The sequence below is a fragment of the Microcoleus sp. F4-D5 genome (genome assembly GCF_036704885.1).
Taxonomy (GTDB): Bacteria; Cyanobacteriota; Cyanobacteriia; order Cyanobacteriales; family Microcoleaceae; genus Microcoleus.
On record NZ_JAUBSX010000022.1, the window covers coordinates 33,473 to 49,574 of the forward strand.

The window sequence follows — 16,102 nt, forward strand, 5'->3', positions numbered from 1 at the left end:
GATAAAAGCCGATCGCCAATATCTGCCTTTATCTGCGCCGGTATGGGGTTTTACGCCTAATCTTTCTTCGCCTTAGCCTCCAAATTTTCCATACGACTCTTCAAATCTTGATTTTCCTTTTTCACCTGGTCTAATTCCTCCCGCAACTGTTTTACCGCAGCATCAGAACCAGCATTTTTCTGCACTCTTTGCACCGCTTCTTCAGCCATGCGGCGGACGCGGCCGTCGGGAGTTTGGTCAGCTAAAGAACGCAAAATGCGAATTGCTTTGCGAGTTTCCATTTGTCCTAATCCCGCTACTACAGAGACTTGAGTCAAGAAAAACGTCTCTTTAGATAATTCTGCCAATCGCTGCAAAATCCGTTCTAAATTGACCTTCGTTTGACCAGTCGAAATTGTGCCCAAAGATCGAATTGCAGCCAAGCGCAAAGCTTGCGGAGTACCGGCGGCTGTGTATTTCAAAATTAGATTCAGCGCATCTTCAGAAGTTTTCATCTGTGCCAAACCGGAAATAGCACCAGATCGCACTACCTCATTCCACCCCTGACGTTCTTTCAGCACGAATTTTAACTCTTTCAGTACCTGTTCGTCCGTCGGTTTTTCGTCGGGGTTAGCCGCTACAATTGATCCCATAGCACTCGCTGCGGCTGCTTCTACGTAATAGCTGGCGTCGCCTTTTTCTAAGATCGATCTCAGCGCTTTAAAAGTTTCGTGAGTTTTGATTTTACCCAGCGCATTCACCACAGCGCGACGAACGCGAGAATCTTTATCTCTCAAACCAGTTACTAAACCTTCAAAAGCTTGGTCGAGTTTAATTTCAACTAACTGACCCGCGACTTCGGCGCGCACGCCCCAGAACGGATCTTTCTTGAGAACTTCTGACAGCGTTTTCACCGCTTCCAGTCCTCCCTTTTTCGCCAAAGCGTGGGCCGCGTAAATCCGGGAAACCGGGTCTGGATCGAACTGCAACTGAGCTTTTAGTTCCGCAACTCCATACTCTAACGCAACAGTTTTTAAGTATTTATTGCCGACATCAAAACTGATAAATGCAGGCTTCTCTTCGAGAGGGAAATAGAAGCTTTGCTCGCGTTCGTAGACTCGCACAGTGAAAGTTTTTAGGTTCGGGGTTGAAGGTACAGAACTGTCATCGTCTGCCTCTTTTTCCGGCTTGTAACCGAAGCCGATCGGAATTTTCAGATCGAATACATCTTTGCTGTTGCCGTTGCCATTTTTACTGTCTTTTACCTGAGTTTGCGTTACAGTCACTTTTGCTAATTTGCTGTCGCCATCCCAGGAATAAGCAACTTTGTAATCTGGATGACCGCCGCGATAAACGTATTGGTCAAACAAAAACATGAGATTGCGACCGGTAGCCTTTTCTATAGCCCTGAGCAAATCGATCGTTTCTACAGTTTTGTGAGCGTTATCCCGCACAAAAGTGTGAATTGCTTTGTAAAATAATTCGTCGCCCAACTCGGCGCGAATCATGTGATAGACGCAAGCGCCTTTTTCGTACAAATGGCGATCGTACAATTCGATTGCTTCGCGGTAAACGTGAGTAACGATCGGGCGGCGGTAGCGGGAACTGTCTTCAGCTAAATAATTGCGGGCTTCATTTAACATATAGTAAGCCGCGTCTTCTTTGCCGTATTCTTTATCAGTCCACAGCACCTCGGAATAAGAAGCCATGCCTTCTTTCAGCCAAGCATGAGACCAATGTTTAATTACTACTAAATCGCCGAACCACTGGTGAGCCAATTCGTGGGCGACTAAGCTTTCAGTACCTCGATTGTCGAGGGCGGCGCGTTCGTCTAGCAAGCACCTATCTGTTAGCAAAGTTGTCGAAGTATTTTCCATACCGCCGAAGATGAAATCATCGACGCAGACTTGAGCGTATTTGGGAAAAGGGTAAGGATAGCCAAATGCTTTAGAGAAGAATTCAATCATTTGAGGCGTTTTGCCCATGCTGCGCTTAGCGTCTGCTTCGCGGCTTTTTTCCACGTAATAATTAACTGGTTTGCCGTTCCATTCGTCTTTAATTTCGGCAAAATCTCCTACTGCTAAGGTCATTAAATACGTCGGGTGTACCTGGGTTTGCGACCAGTGATAAATTTTATCGTCGCCGTCGGTTTTTGTGCTAATTAATTCGCCGTTGGAAATAGCAAATAGTTGTCTCGGAACTTGCACTCGAATTTCCGAAGTTGCCAACTGTCCCGGATAGTCGAAACAGGGAAACCAGAACCGCGAATCTTCATCTTCGCCTTGAGTCCAAACTTGAGTGGGTTTGTCTGGATAGTGTTTGTCCGGGCCGACAAAATAGAGACCGCGCTGGGGTTTTTCGACAGAATATTCGATCGCAATAGTAATTGGTTGGTAAGCTTCTGTTGGTTCGTGCAGGTGAATTTGCAGCACTTCGCCGTCGCTGTCAAAATTTTGATCTGTTTCGCCAATTTTTACCGATTTAATATTGAGGTTTACTGCATCTAATGTTAATTTGTCAATGCCGCTGCGGACTGGATTGAGGCGGATGCTGCAAGTGCCGCGAAAGCTTTGTTTGGGAATATCCAGCACTAAGTCGAGAAAAATATGCTCTACTTGACCGGGGCGATCGGGGTTGTAATGCGGCCGAGCACCGGGCATCTCGAAGGATTTGTGACCGTTTTCAGAATCAAAGTAAGTGTGTGACATTGTGATGGCAAAGTTGTGAATCGATCGGCGATCGCTGGCAGCGCCGATCCGGCTGAACTGCCAGCTTATTATAGAGTAGCGCGTCCTAGTTGCTGTTGTCGCTAACTTGTTAAAAACTCGATCGATCGTTGACGTGATGGAAAATATGATTTTTCGCTACAATATCATCAAGGTTAATGTCTGCAATCATCAGCCTGCAATTGAAATTGAGAGGGAAATCTGTATGACAGCTACACTATCAGTTCCCAGTTCGATCGAATCTTGGCTTGGCGACGAAGCCGAAGGGTTGCTCACCCATCAAGCGAAAGTTTCTAAAGATTTGTTGCACTTGCCGGGTCCGGATTGGGTCGATCGCATTTTTGCTCAAACCGATCGATCTCCCCAAGTTTTGCGATCGCTTCAGCAACTCTATTCTAGCGGACGCTTGGCGAATACCGGCTATTTATCCATCCTGCCCGTAGACCAAGGAATCGAACACTCTGCCGCCGCTTCTTTTGCACCGAATCCCATTTATTTTGACAGCGAAAATATCATTAAATTAGCAATTTCGGCTGGCTGCAACGCTGTCGCGACAACGCTGGGAGTTTTGGGAAGCGTATCTCGCAAATACGCGCACAAAATCCCTTTTATTGTCAAGCTAAATCACAACGAATTGCTGACTTACCCCAATCAATTCGACCAAATAATGTTTGCTTCAGTGGAGCAAGCTTGGAATTTGGGAGCAGTTGCAGTGGGAGCAACAATTTATTTTGGTTCGCCGGAATCGACGAGGCAAATCCAAGAAGTCAGTCAAGCTTTTGCACACGCTCACGAATACGGAATGGCGACAATTTTGTGGTGCTATCTCCGCAACGATATCTTTAAACAAGACAAAGATTATCACGTTGCAGCCGATTTAACCGGGCAAGCAAATCACTTAGGAGTGACAATTCAAGCTGACATTATCAAGCAGAAGTTACCCGAATGCAACAACGGTTATGCAGCAGTTGCTAAAGCCAGCGGCAAGAGTTACGGCAAAACCGACAAGCGGGTTTATTCGGATTTGACAACGGATCACCCGATCGATCTAACTCGCTATCAAGTGCTCAACTGTTATGCGGGAAGGATGGGTTTAATTAACTCCGGGGGTGCTTCCGGGAAAAGCGATTTTGCTGAAGCTATTCGCACCGCAGTAATCAACAAACGCGCTGGCGGCTGCGGCTTAATTTCCGGCCGCAAAACTTTTCAGCGTCCCTTTGAAGAAGGTGTAAAATTGTTCAACGCCATTCAAGACGTTTATTTGTCGCCAGAAATCTCGATCGCCTAAAAATTTACCGCACAGAGATTGACCTCAATATCACAACCTAAACCTAGGGTGCGCTAGGCGCACAAATCCTCGTAAATGTAGGGTGCACAGCGTGCACCTTACGTGATTAAAATTCCTTAATCTAAGTTGCAACTTAGCTGTAGTATTAATACTAGCTGAACATATATACAGACAGAGTATATAATTTAAAAATGCCCCACAGCCTTGTTTTAAACCTGCTGCCAGTTGCACCAATTCCATCCCAGTTTTTAACGGGGCGGCATCTCCACGCTTTTTTTTTGAACCTTGTGAGTGCTGTAGACAGCGATTTGAGCGCGTACCTGCACGACCAATCTCATGAAAAAGCTTTCACTTTAAGCCCTTTTCAAGTAAGCAGAAAAGAGGCTTACAAAAGCAGCGCGCCCCAGCCACAAAAGAGAGTTTTGCCTCCGGCTTCCCGCACAATATCTCCGGCCCTACAGTGGGAACACAAGCAAGCTATTCGGGAAAATACGCCGATTTGGTGGCGAATTTCTCTGCTGGATGACGGTTTGTTCGATCGCCTAACTCTACTTTGGCAACAACTCAATTTCGAGATCCCTTGGCATCTTGGCCCGACTAATATATACATTACTAATATTTTGAGCGAACCGCAATCACACGAGCCTTGGGTGAACTTTTGTACTTACGCCGAATTGTTCGATAGAGCTTCGGAAACTGAGCGGCAAATTGCTTTTAGTTTCTGCACTCCTACTAATTTTCGACAAGGTGTATACGATAGTGCTATGCCCACTCGTGAGAGTATTTTTGGAAGTTTAGCGAATCGCTGGAACAAGTACAGCAGGATTGCGATCGAACCTACTTTTACAGAAGCTATTTTCCCTAGTTTCTTCCATATCCGAACAGAAGTTAGTACCGATTCTCGCAGTAAATTTATTGGCTGCGTCGGCGACATTAGTTACCGAATTATGGGAGATATAGCTCCTACTACTATCAAGCAAATTAACACTTTAGCAGATTTTGCGCTTTACAGCGGCGTCGGGCGAAAGACGCCAATGGGTATGGGAATGACGCGCCGTTTGCAGGATTTTTAATCATTCACTTTTCGGCTGAATTTCACTGACGATTTCATAAACATCAGTGTCTGGAATTTTGGCAAACAAAGGCGTCATTTGTTTCAATATTTCCTGATAAGCTTGGCTTTGATTGGCGGTCATCTCTTCTACGCTTTCCCAAAAAATGATCGCAATACCTTTGTCTGTATTGGGCAATTGCAGCAGGTACGCTCCCTTAAAACCTGTCGCATAAGTTGCAACAGCTTTTTCAAAAAGTTCTTCTGCTGCTTTAAATTTTCCTGGTTTAAATTCGCCAATGGCAACGTAAGCAAACTGATGTCTGAGAAAGTCGAGAAATTCTGACATATCTTTTTCCTCACTTAATACCGATACACCAAGTTATATTTTACCCGATCGCCCAAAATTTGTGAACTTCACATTTTGTAGTTTGGCGCTGAGTTCATCGGCGAATTTCTTAATTATACGTAGCTGCGCGCCCAACTCAAATAGAAACTTTTTGAGTCAGGCGGCTGGAAGCTCTATTCAATAAACTGTTGAATCCCAGATTTTAGATTTTCACAACCCTAGGTAGGCTGGAGCGAGTTCGAGCGCTAGTACAAAAGGTAAAGCTGCCGAGCGAGCGAATAAGCGTGAGTAGCTGCGATCGCACGCTTTAAAGTAAAAAGTAGCACGTCGTAAAAAGTGGGTTTTTGCAATAACCCTATTGAAGTTCTTAAAACTCAAATGCCAGAATCATAACATACAAATATAAACAAAGTAAAGAGGAAACTAAAACAAATGAAAAAAATATTAGTCATAGAAGACGACGACTTAACCCGAGAAACCGTATTAGAACTTCTGAAATCGGGAGGTTTTGAAGCTGTCGGGGCCGAAAACGGAGAAGTCGGTATCGAGTTAGCTGCCCAAATTCCCGATTTAATTTTGTCTGATGTCATGATGCCCGAAGTAGACGGTTTAGAAGTTTTAGCGGTTTTGCGATCGCAACCTGCAACCGCCAGCATTCCGTTTATTTTTATGACTGGTTCAGAAATGGAAGGGGTTCTAGAACTTAAAGCAGACGGCTATCTCAAGAAACCTTGCAGCGCCGCAAAAATATTCGGGGCGATCGCCACTCAACTAGAAAAACCGACAATTACCAACCCAAAATATCAAAAAGTACAGGACAATTTTGCACCATCAAATCTCAGCTTGCGGGGCTGGAATCAAAAATTTCGATTTGAGATTGCGTCGCTTTGCTCGCAATAACACGCACAGTAACGTTATGGATACATAAGTTGAGGGAATTTCAAATTGGTTTCAGGCAGAGGTAGCTTAGACTGGGTATGTTGAATTTGGTTAAAAATTTATGAACGCACAACCCAAAGGCCGCCTAGTTTGGAATCATTCTACCCACCTTCCCGGTTTGATACCTATTTTAGAGCGCCTCACCCTAAAAATGGGCATTCAAACCGTTACTCCAGGCGTCATCAGCAAAGTTAAAGGACACATCCCCCGCATGACATTAAGAGTGTCAGTACCGATTCGAGGGGGATTTAAAATCATTGCCAGACAGGGCACAACCGTACAAGAAGTCTTTATATTAACCACTCTCAGTCAAAGGGACTTGGAAGAGACGATCGCCCTAACCCTAGCCAAGTGACAATCTTCGCTTGGCTAGCAAAGCCCGGGATCTAACTGAAGCAGTTTCGTCGCAATCGACAATTTCGTCCAACCTCGCCGAAACTTCCGCTAACCAATCTGGTTTAACAGTCGCATCACCCGCCAAAGCTTCCAAGCCCCCCACTGCTGCGTAGCGAACCACCCATTCCGGGTCACGGGACGCTTGCAGCAGGGTTTTAAGAGCGCGAATTTGAGCATCTAAAACTTGTTCTGCTGGCATCAGTTCCCAGCAAATCGTCCCCAAACCCCTAGCCGCCGCCCGCCGCACGCTCAAAGCAAAGTCATTCGCCGCCGCATCCAGCAAAATCTCCAAACCCCTGGGGTCGCCAATTCCCGCCAAAGCCCGAACAGCCCAAGCTCTCGCTCCGTAATTGTAGCCGTCAAGCTGTTCTAGAAGCGGCAGCACCGCAGGTTCTCCGAGTTGAATTAGCCCATCAACGGCGGCAACAGCAGCCCCTGGGTTGTTATAACCGAGCACTGTAATTAACGTAGGAATTGCTTGTTTTGAGGGAGCCGCCGCGAGTGCTTTGACTGCGTTTAACAAGCCCTCGGAAGAATCTGCTTGTTCGACAGCCTGAATTAGTTCTAATGCCATTTACTTATAAACTGTACCGTGACCATTGTAATTGTAGGTTGGGTCGATCGCGCGATCGACCTTTTGTAGCTTCAACCAGCAACATTCTCATCAAAACAAGTAGTAAAACAGCAGTGCTGTGTCCTAAATGTACTCAAATACAGATATGCGGTAGGGACACAGCACTGCTGTGCCCTGAATGTGTTGTGTCCTGAATATACGGTAGACAATTGAGAATCGCTACAGCAATCCTATTTCAGTTGTGAACTAATTTTTTTTAAAGTAAACTATCCATTAAATCCATAACACGGATAGCATCATCTGACAAAGATAGTGATTCTTGTTGATTGAGGTGATGCTCTAAAACTCCTTTCAGCGCAATCAATTTCATACTATTTTCTGCTAAAGTCTCTGAAATAGCTTGCGCTCCCGGCAAATAGCCGATCGCCCCCAAGTCCATCAAAGCCGATCGCCTCAACTGCAAATTATCCCCATTCAAAGCACTTACCAACCGTTCTCCGTAAACCCGCTCACCAGTTAACTGATACATCGCGCGCGCCGCAGCGTACTGCACCCGCTCCACAGAGTGTTCTAAAAAAGGTGAAATTAGCGGTATTGCTTCTATCGCTTGCAGCGTTCCCAAAGCTTCAATTACCGAGTCGTAAGGCTGCACTAGATGCGATTTTCCCGGCACTCGCACGGCTGCTGCTACACCCCCATCTAAGAGTTCCATTAGCCGTGGAATAGAATCGCGGTCGCCCAGCATTTCTAGAGCTTGAGCTGCCGCTTCCCGCACGTAATAATCCGCGCATTCCAAACAGCGAATCAGCGCCGGCAAGGCTTGTTTATCTCCCAATTTTCCCAGCGCTCGCGCCGCATTTCTCAGTAGGGAATAATCGCCGATTTTGGTTTGTTCTGACTCTTCTTGCAAAGCATCAATAAGAGCTGCAATAACAGCCGGTTCCTTGACTCTAAACCTGCCGACCCACCAAGCCGCGTAATAGCGAAGACTGTAATCTTGGGAGTGGAGATTTGCGATCGCCTGTTCAAGTGTTAAAGACTCGCCGCCAGCTACACCCGCCTGCGGTGAGTCTGATTCGTAATAATCCACAGTCATTAGTTATTAGTTATTAGTTATTCGGCGATTAAAATCGCTGCTACACAGACAAAACCCGCCTGCGCGGGTTGGGGAAACTCTTAGTGCGCGCAGGCGGACTTCATTTGTGCAGTCGCGATTTCAAATTGCCCTTTCTAGCTTGTGCAGGAGCGATTTTAATCGCGCCTGCAACCAAACTATTAGTTATCACCCGATGATTCAGGGGATGATTCAGGTGACGGTTCTGCGATCGCGCTTAAAGGCTGAATGCTGACAATTTTCCCGCCCATGCGAGTAATCCGCTGCATTTCTTGATTCATCCGATTGTAAGGCACGGTGATAAATGTACTCGCGCTCGATCGAATCGAATAATCGATTTTTTCTGTATCATCGCTTTGGCGCAAGCCGACAACTTCATACCGAAAGCAACGACCGGCGGAAGCTGTATTGCCACTTGTTCCTGCTACAATTTGACCAAACATAAGCTAATTGGTAATTGGTAATTAGTCAGTAGTCAGTTGTTAGTTGTTAGTTGTTATTGGTTATTTTTTGGTTCCAATAACCAATAACTAACAACTAAATTGGAGTAATGCTGGCGATTTTCCCGCCCAGGCGCTGAAATTTCTGCATTTGCGAGGACAAATCCTCAACAGGTACGATGAAAGCTTTGCTGCTGCGGCGCACGCTGGGATAGCCGCCCGTGCGAATTCCAGACACTTCCACGCGGAACAGCCGCCCTTCTTTGCCGTAAGCTGCCGCCCCGCCGAAACCGCTGCCGGGAGTCACGTTTCTGGCAGAAGGGCGGTATGCCCAACCTTCGTTACCGCCGGAGGGGCCAACTACAGCCGTAGCGCTGTTTGTCCCGAGTTCTACAGCCAAGCGAGAGTTATTGCCTTCTAGTTGAGATGTATCGCTGTTTGCATAACCGCGATACAGCCGGAACATCCGGGTAAAACCGACGGTTTTTTGCCCCCGCTGAGTATCAAAACCCCGGAAGTAAGGTACAATATTGTCGGCAAAGTTTTCTTGATACTCTACTGAATCGATGTAAGAATCGATATCAGCGTCGTAGCCTTCTGTTTGGTACAAATCTAAGTGATACACGACTTCAGATTCGTCGTATGGAGCGCGACCGAGCAAGTGTTTGTAGTTTAGTTCGATCGTCCGAGTTTGAAAGCTGCTGTATAAAAACTTAGTTTTGTACAGTTCCGATTTTGCCACTGCGCGCACAAATTCTCGCACCGTTAAACTGCCATCTCGCAGCAGAGATTCAGCACTTGTCAGGCGTTCGGATTTCATCAAATAATCGTTGCCCAACAACTGACGGTAAACAGCGCGAATTACTACTTCCACGTCATCTTTGCTGTAGTTAGGGCGCAGTTCTATCTTTGGCGCATCGCTGAGTGCCGATGTTCCCAGTCTGGATGCTGCTGTCGTAATAGCCACCAGATTTTCTCCTAAATTAATTACAAAAATTCTAAGTTTTGTTGCAACTTGAGATTTTTAGGACTAAAGACCATATGTGTCAAAGTAGGCTGCGCACTGCGCACCTTACTTCTACAAATAAATTAGTCCTCATGTGTTAAAGACACTTCAAAAAAACGTTTCGATCGACTTTAAGCAATAGAAATGCTTACCACTTTGCCACCCCGTTTGTTGATTTGCTGCAAGCGGCTGGAAAGTTGCTCGTAAGGCAGGAGATATTCAGTAGTAGTCCGGCGTACTTGGGGGGAAAACTTAGCCGAACCTTGCATGGCGGTGACTCGGTAAAGTTGCCCGCGAGAACCGCCGGAAGCACCTGCCAGAGATTGTCCGCCAGAGGCTGTGTATATCGGCGAAGCCATATTTCTCGCTACTTCCCAAGTCAGCCGTGCTTGGGTTTGGTTTTGCGATCGATCGCTAGAAGCAAAACCCCGGTACAATTGAAACATCCGGTTAAAACCGACTGTTTTTTGACCTCTTTGAGTAGCGAAGCCGCGATAGTAAGGCACTACACTTTCGCCAAAGTTTTCTTGATACTCAATTGAATCAATGTAAGAATTGATTTCAGCTTCGTAGCCTTCTGCATTGTACAAATCTACGTGAAAAGCAATTTCCGACTCGTCGTAAGGAGCCCTGCCCAACAAATGCTTGTAATTAAGCTCGATTAGCCGCGTTTGCGAGTTCGGGTAAAAAAACTTTTTCCGATAAGTTTCCGACTGAGCAATTGACCGCACAAAATCTCTAACTGAAATCTGTCCTTGTATCAGCAGAGATTCAGCACTCGTAACTCGTTCGCTCGACATTAAATACTCGTTCCCGAAAACTTGGCTGTAAGCGGCGCGAATTACTGCTTTTGCATCGTCTTGCGTCCAGTGAGGGCGCAGTTCTACCTGTCCTGATTCTTCAAATGCTTTTATTCCCAACCGTTCTGCTGCACCTAATCCTGCCATCTTTGCTTCTCCCTTTTTGCTTTAAAAACTGAAAACTTGTAAAAAAAGTATTTGCAAAACTAGGCTTCGATCGCAGATGCCCGGAATTGTATACAACCGCTAACACTCAAGCTAACAGCAGCTTACATTTCCGGGCATCACGCAAATCTAGCTCAGGGCGTTGATTGCGTAGTCGAGGTAGGAATTAGCTTCCACTGCGGGGTCGCCGCTCAGGCCGTGGTTGCCTTTGATGTACTTGAGGGCTTCAACGTACCAGCTAGGAGACAGTTCAAATGTCCGGTTGATTTCGTCGATGCCTGCAATCAGGTACTCATCCATCGGGCCGGTGCCGCCTGCAACTAAGCAGTAGGTTACCATGCGCAGGTAGTAGCCGATGTCGCGGGCGCACTTTGCTTTACCGGTTGGGGTAGAAGCGTAGTTGGGGCCTTGCATTTGTTGGGTGTACGGGAATTTGTTGTACACTGCTTGGGCTGCACCGTCGATCAAGCGCTGAGAGTTGGCTGTCAAAGCTTTAGCTGCTTCTAAGCTGGCTGCTGCTTGGCGGAAACGACCGAAAGCTGTTTGAATTTCGGTGCTGCTCAAGAAGCGACCTTGAGAATCTGCTGCTGTGACTGCTTCGGTCAACGGGGTTTTCATTTTTTTGCTTTCTCCCTAATGTTTGTGATTTTTTGTACGAATTGTGGAACTTGTTAAAGCCCGATCGCTCGCGCTTTACAGATTTGGTTGCACAGGCTGGAGTTTAGCCTACTGCAGAAGCGGCGCGATCGAAGTAGCTGCCGACTTCAGACATCAGGGAGGTACAATCTCCGCGAGTTACGCCGTTGGGGTCGTTAGCGATCGCCAAAGCTGCTTCTTTCATTTTTTGAACGCCGGTTGCTACAGAAGCGCCGGGAGTTCCCAATGCCAAGTAGGTTTCGCGCAGGCCGTTCAAGCAACGGTCGTCGAGTACGCTGGCGTCGCCTGCGAAAATCGCATAGGTGACGTAGCGCAAGATGATTTCCATGTCGCGCAAGCAAGCTGCCATGCGGCGGCTGGTGTAAGCGTTGCCACCGGGGGCGATCAGTTGGGGCTGCTCGGCAAACAAAGAGCGAGCTGCATTGGCAACAATGCTGGAAGCGTTGCTGGTGATGCGGTTGACTGTATCCATGCGCTTGTTGCTTTCTGCAACCATTTGGCTGAGGGCATCCAATTGACCAGCAGCCAAAAATTCGCCGCGGGCGTCTGCTTGGGAAACCACTTTTGTAAATGCGTCAAACATGAAAGAACTCTCCTACTTGAGTTAATTGAGTTTGGTTGCGGTATAAAACCGTTAAGTTAAATTTGTTCAGGTTTTTAAACCTGCAAGGGTTGAAGCTTGACGCCAGCTACTGCGCTGGCCGGCTCGTTCTCTCCCTTTCCGCTACCTGTAATATTGTTACATTGCAACGGACGTTTAACAAACCTTAGAAAATTTTACACCTTTTATGAGATTCGACAAACCTTGTTAATCAGTGTTTTTGTTAACTTTAGCCTGTCGTTTCAACCCTCTGATAACCTTTATACAACGCTCGCCCGCCTTTGTTTATTACAAATTATTACAAAACCTTATCTCTCTTAGAAGGTAAATCTGGGTGGGGCGAAGGCGGCAAATTCTACTTCCTGCGGTAGATGCGCTGTTGCCGCAACCAACAAGCAGTCTGGTTCTGTAGCCGTTGCTTTGGAGGTGGGGCCGCCCCGAACCCTCGCGTCGATCGCCTCTTTTGGCTTTCCCGCAGAAAAATCAATTGTTAAAAAGAGTTAAGCAAATTAAAGTTTTGCTAAAACAAGGCGTTGGGAATAGCGAAAAAAGCAAAAATTATGCTCAATCCAGGATGCAGGCAGAATTAGGTGAGTAAAATCCCATAAATTGTGACCCCGATCGCCACAGCCACAGCTTTTGCCGAAAATATCGCCATTTAAAAGACTAAACTCAGCCGTTGGGCTTTGGGTAAAAGCCGAAGAAATTGCTAATTTTTAGTTAAGGTGGATAAGTGCTATCAGCGGTAGGTCTACAAGCGGTGCGATCGAACCGCCAGATGCAGTGAAGTTGAAAGCTTCCTGCTTCCCGGGCATCGAACCGCCCCATACGAGTCCTAAGTGAAACAGTTTTTTATTCAAAACTCAAAATTAAAAACTCTCTCACTGCCATCAGCCACACGGATCGGCTGTAGCTGTCCGGCCGCAACCACCTTTATGCCCCATGCTCGATCGTAATTTATGTCTTCAACTTCTCCCTCTTCTTGGCACACCGTAGCAATTGACAAAACTCTCAAGCAGTTAAGCAGCAACAAAGACGCTGGATTGAGCAGCCAACAGGTGTCAGAACGCTTGCAGCAATACGGCCCCAACGAACTAGAAGAAACCGGAGGCCGCAGTCCGTGGTCGATTTTTGTCGATCAGTTCACCAACATCATGTTGTTGATGCTGATGGGTGTGGCCGTGATTTCGGCTTTTTTGGACATCCAGTCGAATACTTTTCCCAAAGATGCGATCGCCATTTTTGCGATCGTCATACTCAACGGCATTCTCGGCTATTTCCAAGAGCAAAGTGCTGAAAAAGCCCTCGCAGCCCTCAAAAACCTCGCTTCCCCACTAGTCAGAGTCCTGCGGGACGGCAAAACTTCGGAAATAGCAGCCAAGGAACTCGTACCAGGAGACGTGATGCTGTTGGAGGCTGGGGTAAAAATAGCAGCAGACGGACGCTTGATCGAAGCTTCCAACTTGCAAGTCAGAGAATCTGCTTTGACAGGAGAAGCTTTAGCAGTTACCAAGCAAGCGGATCAAGAACTTCCAGAAGATGCTTCCTTGGGCGATCGGCTCAACCTGATTTTTCAAGGCACAGAAGTTGTTCAGGGACGGGCAAAGGCGATCGTCACCAACACCGGAATGCAAACGGAATTGGGCAAAATTGCCGCCATGCTTCAGTCAGTAGAAAGCGAACCGACTCCCCTGCAACAGCGGATGGGCCAGTTGGGAAATGTTCTAGTCTCCGGTGCCCTAGCCTTAGTGGCAATTGTCGTCATCGGCGGGATGATTACCTTCAAAAACGGCGGCATCGGGTTCGATACCAGCAGGTTTCCAGAACTGTTAAAAGTTTCTCTCAGTATGGCTGTGGCTGTGGTTCCCGAAGGACTAGCCGCAGTCGTGACAGTTACTCTGGCACTCGGAACTAGGCGGATGGTGAAACGAAACGCCCTGATTCGCAAACTTCCTGCTGTGGAAACTTTGGGATCTGTTACTACCATTTGTTCAGACAAAACAGGTACTCTGACTCAAAATAAAATGGTAGTTCAGCTAGTGTCTACGGGCGACTGCAATGTCGGCATTGGAGGCGACGGCTATGCTCCGATCGGAGATTTTACCGATCTCCATACATCAGCCCAAATTAATAATTTAGAGGAATATCCAGAACTCGAATCTTTATTAATTGCCTGTGCAGTTTGCAACGACGCGATATTGCAACAAGAACAGCAAGAATGGAAGATTTTGGGCGACCCCACGGAGGGAGCTCTGCTTTCTTTAGCTGCAAAAGCAGGTATTTATAAGGAAAAACAGTCTCAATTGCTGCAGCGGACGGCGGAATTTCCTTTTTCTTCCGAACGCAAGCGGATGAGCGTGATTTGCGAAGTGCCGGGCCGATCGGGAAATTCGGGATTTCCCGCAGCAGAAGGACAGCAGCCGAATTATTTGATGCTGACCAAAGGTTCTCCAGAGTTGACTTTAGAGCGCTGCAAAGGCATTGTTGTCGGCGATCGAGTACAACCTTTAAATCAGGAAATGCGCGATCGCATCCTCGCGGAAAACAACAACATGGCAAGCCGCGGTTTGCGAGTTCTAGGGTTTGCCTACAAACTCTGGGAAAACTTGCCGCCCGAAGGTTCTGACGAAACCAGCGAACAAGACATGATTTGGCTGGGACTCGTCAGTATGCTGGACGCCCCGCGCCCGGAAGTGCGGGAAGCAGTGAAGAAGTGCCGCGATGCAGGCATTCGGGTGGTGATGATTACAGGAGACCACCAGTTGACAGCAAAGGCGATCGCCTACGATTTAGGTATTGCTAGAGAGGGCGATCGAGTTCTCACCGGTCAAGAATTAGAAAAGCTCAGCCAAGAAGAACTCCAACAGCGCGTCGAACACGTTAGCGTTTACGCCCGCGTCTCTCCCGAACACAAATTGCGCATTGTCCAAGGTTTGCAAAGTTCGGGCAAATTTGTAGCGATGACCGGCGACGGCGTTAACGACGCTCCCGCCTTGAAACAAGCCGATATCGGCATCGCAATGGGGATTACCGGCACCGATGTCAGCAAAGAAGCTAGCGATATGGTGCTCCTCGACGACAACTTCGCAACAATAGTTGCGGCGGCTGAAGAAGGGCGAGTGGTTTATACCAACATTCGCCGCTTTATTAAATACATTTTGGGCAGCAACATCGGCGAAGTTTTGACAATTGCCGCCGCACCTTTAATGGGTTTGGGAGGAGTCCCGCTGACGCCGCTGCAAATTTTGTGGATGAACTTAGTAACAGATGGCGTTCCCGCTTTGGCCTTGGCCGTGGAACCGGCGGAACCGAACGTGATGAAAAAGCCTCCTTTCAGTCCGCGAGAAAGTATTTTTGCGCGGGGTTTGGGTTCTTATATGATTCGCATCGGGATTATTTTTGCAATTTTGACGATCGCAATGATGTCCTGGGCTTACGGATATACTCATGCTCCCGGCCACGGCAATCCAGATGCTTGGAAAACAATGGTGTTTACAACTCTTTGTTTGGCGCAAATGGGCCACGCGATCGCCATTCGGTCTAACACTCAGCTAACTATCGAGTTAAATCCCTTCACTAATCTTTTTGTGTGGGGAGCTGTAATTGTTACTACTGCTTTGCAATTGATGCTGATTTACGTTCCGCCGCTGAGAACATTTTTTGGCACTCATTATTTAACGGCGTTTGAGTTGCTGGTTTGCTTCGGCTTTAGTGCGCTCATGTTTGTCTGGATTGAAATGGAAAAACTGTTCGTGCGCTTTTACAAAACTCGAAAATAGTGTTAACGGCTGACGGATAATGAGCGATGTTTCATTATTCGTTATACCGCTGGCATTGGCGCAATTCTCAACATTCGCCAGGGGCTCAAAACCCCTGGATAGCAGCGAAAGTCATTGGATGAAGACTAAATAGATTGTGTGTCAAAATAAAATATTTATTACTTAGTTATAATGTGATTGCGAGCGCAGCGCTCCCCGAAAATCGCAATCGCAAACGCTCGCGGTTGCAAGCCTTTAA

Annotated in this window: 15 protein-coding genes; 5 read left to right on the forward strand and 10 right to left on the reverse strand. The window is 47.1% G+C overall.

Features of this window, described 5'->3' with window-relative positions:
* Positions 1–56: 56 nt before the first annotated feature.
* Positions 57–2,687: a M1 family metallopeptidase gene (locus QUA80_RS12795; protein ID WP_333424969.1), complete on the reverse strand. Its 2,631-nt coding sequence runs from the start codon at positions 2,685–2,687 to the stop codon at positions 57–59.
* A gap of 223 nt (positions 2,688–2,910) precedes the next feature.
* Between QUA80_RS12795 and QUA80_RS12800 the strand changes: the two genes are divergently transcribed.
* The gene (locus tag QUA80_RS12800) at positions 2,911–3,993 is read left to right on the forward strand and encodes a class I fructose-bisphosphate aldolase (protein WP_333424971.1); all 1,083 of its coding nucleotides are present in this window, start codon (positions 2,911–2,913) and stop codon (positions 3,991–3,993) included.
* 191 nt (positions 3,994–4,184) lie between these two features.
* Positions 4,185–5,066: a CRISPR-associated endoribonuclease Cas6 gene (cas6, locus tag QUA80_RS12805; RefSeq protein WP_333424973.1), complete on the forward strand. Its 882-nt coding sequence runs from the start codon at positions 4,185–4,187 to the stop codon at positions 5,064–5,066.
* Here cas6 and QUA80_RS12810 read toward each other — a convergent pair whose 3' ends face one another.
* Positions 5,067–5,393 (reverse strand): antibiotic biosynthesis monooxygenase, encoded by a 327-nt coding sequence (locus tag QUA80_RS12810; protein ID WP_333243287.1) that lies wholly within the window; start codon positions 5,391–5,393, stop codon positions 5,067–5,069.
* Between the two features lie 432 nt (positions 5,394–5,825).
* Between QUA80_RS12810 and QUA80_RS12815 the strand changes: the two genes are divergently transcribed.
* On the forward strand, positions 5,826–6,293 hold the full coding sequence (locus tag QUA80_RS12815) for a response regulator (protein WP_333424975.1): 468 nt from the start codon (positions 5,826–5,828) through the stop codon (positions 6,291–6,293).
* Between the two features lie 100 nt (positions 6,294–6,393).
* Entirely contained in the window at positions 6,394–6,687 is a 294-nt protein-coding gene (locus tag QUA80_RS12820; RefSeq protein ID WP_333424977.1) for a DUF2103 domain-containing protein, read from the forward strand.
* Here QUA80_RS12820 and QUA80_RS12825 read toward each other — a convergent pair.
* The 8 genes from QUA80_RS12825 to QUA80_RS12860 form a co-directional block, all read right to left on the reverse strand.
* On the reverse strand, positions 6,676–7,302 hold the full coding sequence (locus tag QUA80_RS12825; RefSeq protein WP_333424979.1) for a HEAT repeat domain-containing protein: 627 nt from the start codon (positions 7,300–7,302) through the stop codon (positions 6,676–6,678). The genes QUA80_RS12820 and QUA80_RS12825 overlap by 12 nt on opposite strands.
* A 256-nt stretch (positions 7,303–7,558) precedes the next feature.
* A complete protein-coding gene (locus tag QUA80_RS12830; RefSeq protein WP_333424981.1) occupies positions 7,559–8,398 on the reverse strand; it encodes a HEAT repeat domain-containing protein in 840 nt (279 codons plus the stop codon).
* Between the two features lie 179 nt (positions 8,399–8,577).
* Entirely contained in the window at positions 8,578–8,859 is a 282-nt protein-coding gene (locus QUA80_RS12835; RefSeq protein WP_333424983.1) for a phycobilisome linker polypeptide, read from the reverse strand.
* A gap of 94 nt (positions 8,860–8,953) precedes the next feature.
* Positions 8,954–9,823 carry a phycobilisome linker polypeptide gene (locus QUA80_RS12840; RefSeq protein ID WP_333424984.1) on the reverse strand — a complete coding sequence of 290 codons (870 nt, stop codon included), beginning with the start codon at positions 9,821–9,823 and terminating at the stop codon, positions 8,954–8,956.
* A gap of 170 nt (positions 9,824–9,993) precedes the next feature.
* Positions 9,994–10,809 carry a phycobilisome linker polypeptide gene (locus QUA80_RS12845; protein ID WP_333424986.1) on the reverse strand — a complete coding sequence of 272 codons (816 nt, stop codon included), beginning with the start codon at positions 10,807–10,809 and terminating at the stop codon, positions 9,994–9,996.
* A 147-nt stretch (positions 10,810–10,956) separates the two neighbouring features.
* A complete protein-coding gene (cpcA, locus tag QUA80_RS12850) occupies positions 10,957–11,445 on the reverse strand; it encodes a phycocyanin subunit alpha (RefSeq protein WP_333424988.1) in 489 nt (162 codons plus the stop codon).
* Between the two features lie 103 nt (positions 11,446–11,548).
* Positions 11,549–12,067: a phycocyanin subunit beta gene (locus QUA80_RS12855; protein ID WP_333243261.1), complete on the reverse strand. Its 519-nt coding sequence runs from the start codon at positions 12,065–12,067 to the stop codon at positions 11,549–11,551.
* A gap of 734 nt (positions 12,068–12,801) precedes the next feature.
* Positions 12,802–12,945, reverse strand: coding sequence for a hypothetical protein (locus tag QUA80_RS12860; RefSeq protein ID WP_333424990.1), 144 nt, complete (start codon positions 12,943–12,945; stop codon positions 12,802–12,804).
* Between the two features lie 99 nt (positions 12,946–13,044).
* Here QUA80_RS12860 and QUA80_RS12865 point away from each other — a divergent pair, with 99 nt between their 5' ends.
* Positions 13,045–15,864, forward strand: coding sequence for a cation-transporting P-type ATPase (locus QUA80_RS12865; RefSeq protein ID WP_333424992.1), 2,820 nt, complete (start codon positions 13,045–13,047; stop codon positions 15,862–15,864).
* Positions 15,865–16,102 lie beyond the last annotated feature (238 nt).

Excerpts from the sequence above, each read along its gene's own strand:
- cas6 (WP_333424973.1), top strand. The coding sequence starts at position 4,185 with ATGCCCCACAGCCTTGTTTTAAACCTGCTGCCAGTTGCACCAATTCCA.
- QUA80_RS12815 (WP_333424975.1), top strand. The coding sequence starts at position 5,826 with ATGAAAAAAATATTAGTCATAGAAGACGACGACTTAACCCGAGAAACC.
- QUA80_RS12825 (WP_333424979.1), bottom strand. The coding sequence starts at position 7,302 with ATGGCATTAGAACTAATTCAGGCTGTCGAACAAGCAGATTCTTCCGAG.
- QUA80_RS12845 (WP_333424986.1), bottom strand. The coding sequence starts at position 10,809 with ATGGCAGGATTAGGTGCAGCAGAACGGTTGGGAATAAAAGCATTTGAA.
- QUA80_RS12830 (WP_333424981.1), bottom strand. The coding sequence starts at position 8,398 with ATGACTGTGGATTATTACGAATCAGACTCACCGCAGGCGGGTGTAGCT.
- cpcA (WP_333424988.1), bottom strand. The coding sequence starts at position 11,445 with ATGAAAACCCCGTTGACCGAAGCAGTCACAGCAGCAGATTCTCAAGGT.
- QUA80_RS12820 (WP_333424977.1), top strand. The coding sequence starts at position 6,394 with ATGAACGCACAACCCAAAGGCCGCCTAGTTTGGAATCATTCTACCCAC.
- QUA80_RS12795 (WP_333424969.1), bottom strand. The coding sequence starts at position 2,687 with ATGTCACACACTTACTTTGATTCTGAAAACGGTCACAAATCCTTCGAG.
- QUA80_RS12865 (WP_333424992.1), top strand. The coding sequence starts at position 13,045 with ATGTCTTCAACTTCTCCCTCTTCTTGGCACACCGTAGCAATTGACAAA.
- QUA80_RS12800 (WP_333424971.1), top strand. The coding sequence starts at position 2,911 with ATGACAGCTACACTATCAGTTCCCAGTTCGATCGAATCTTGGCTTGGC.
- QUA80_RS12855 (WP_333243261.1), bottom strand. The coding sequence starts at position 12,067 with ATGTTTGACGCATTTACAAAAGTGGTTTCCCAAGCAGACGCCCGCGGC.
- QUA80_RS12835 (WP_333424983.1), bottom strand. The coding sequence starts at position 8,859 with ATGTTTGGTCAAATTGTAGCAGGAACAAGTGGCAATACAGCTTCCGCC.
- QUA80_RS12810 (WP_333243287.1), bottom strand. The coding sequence starts at position 5,393 with ATGTCAGAATTTCTCGACTTTCTCAGACATCAGTTTGCTTACGTTGCC.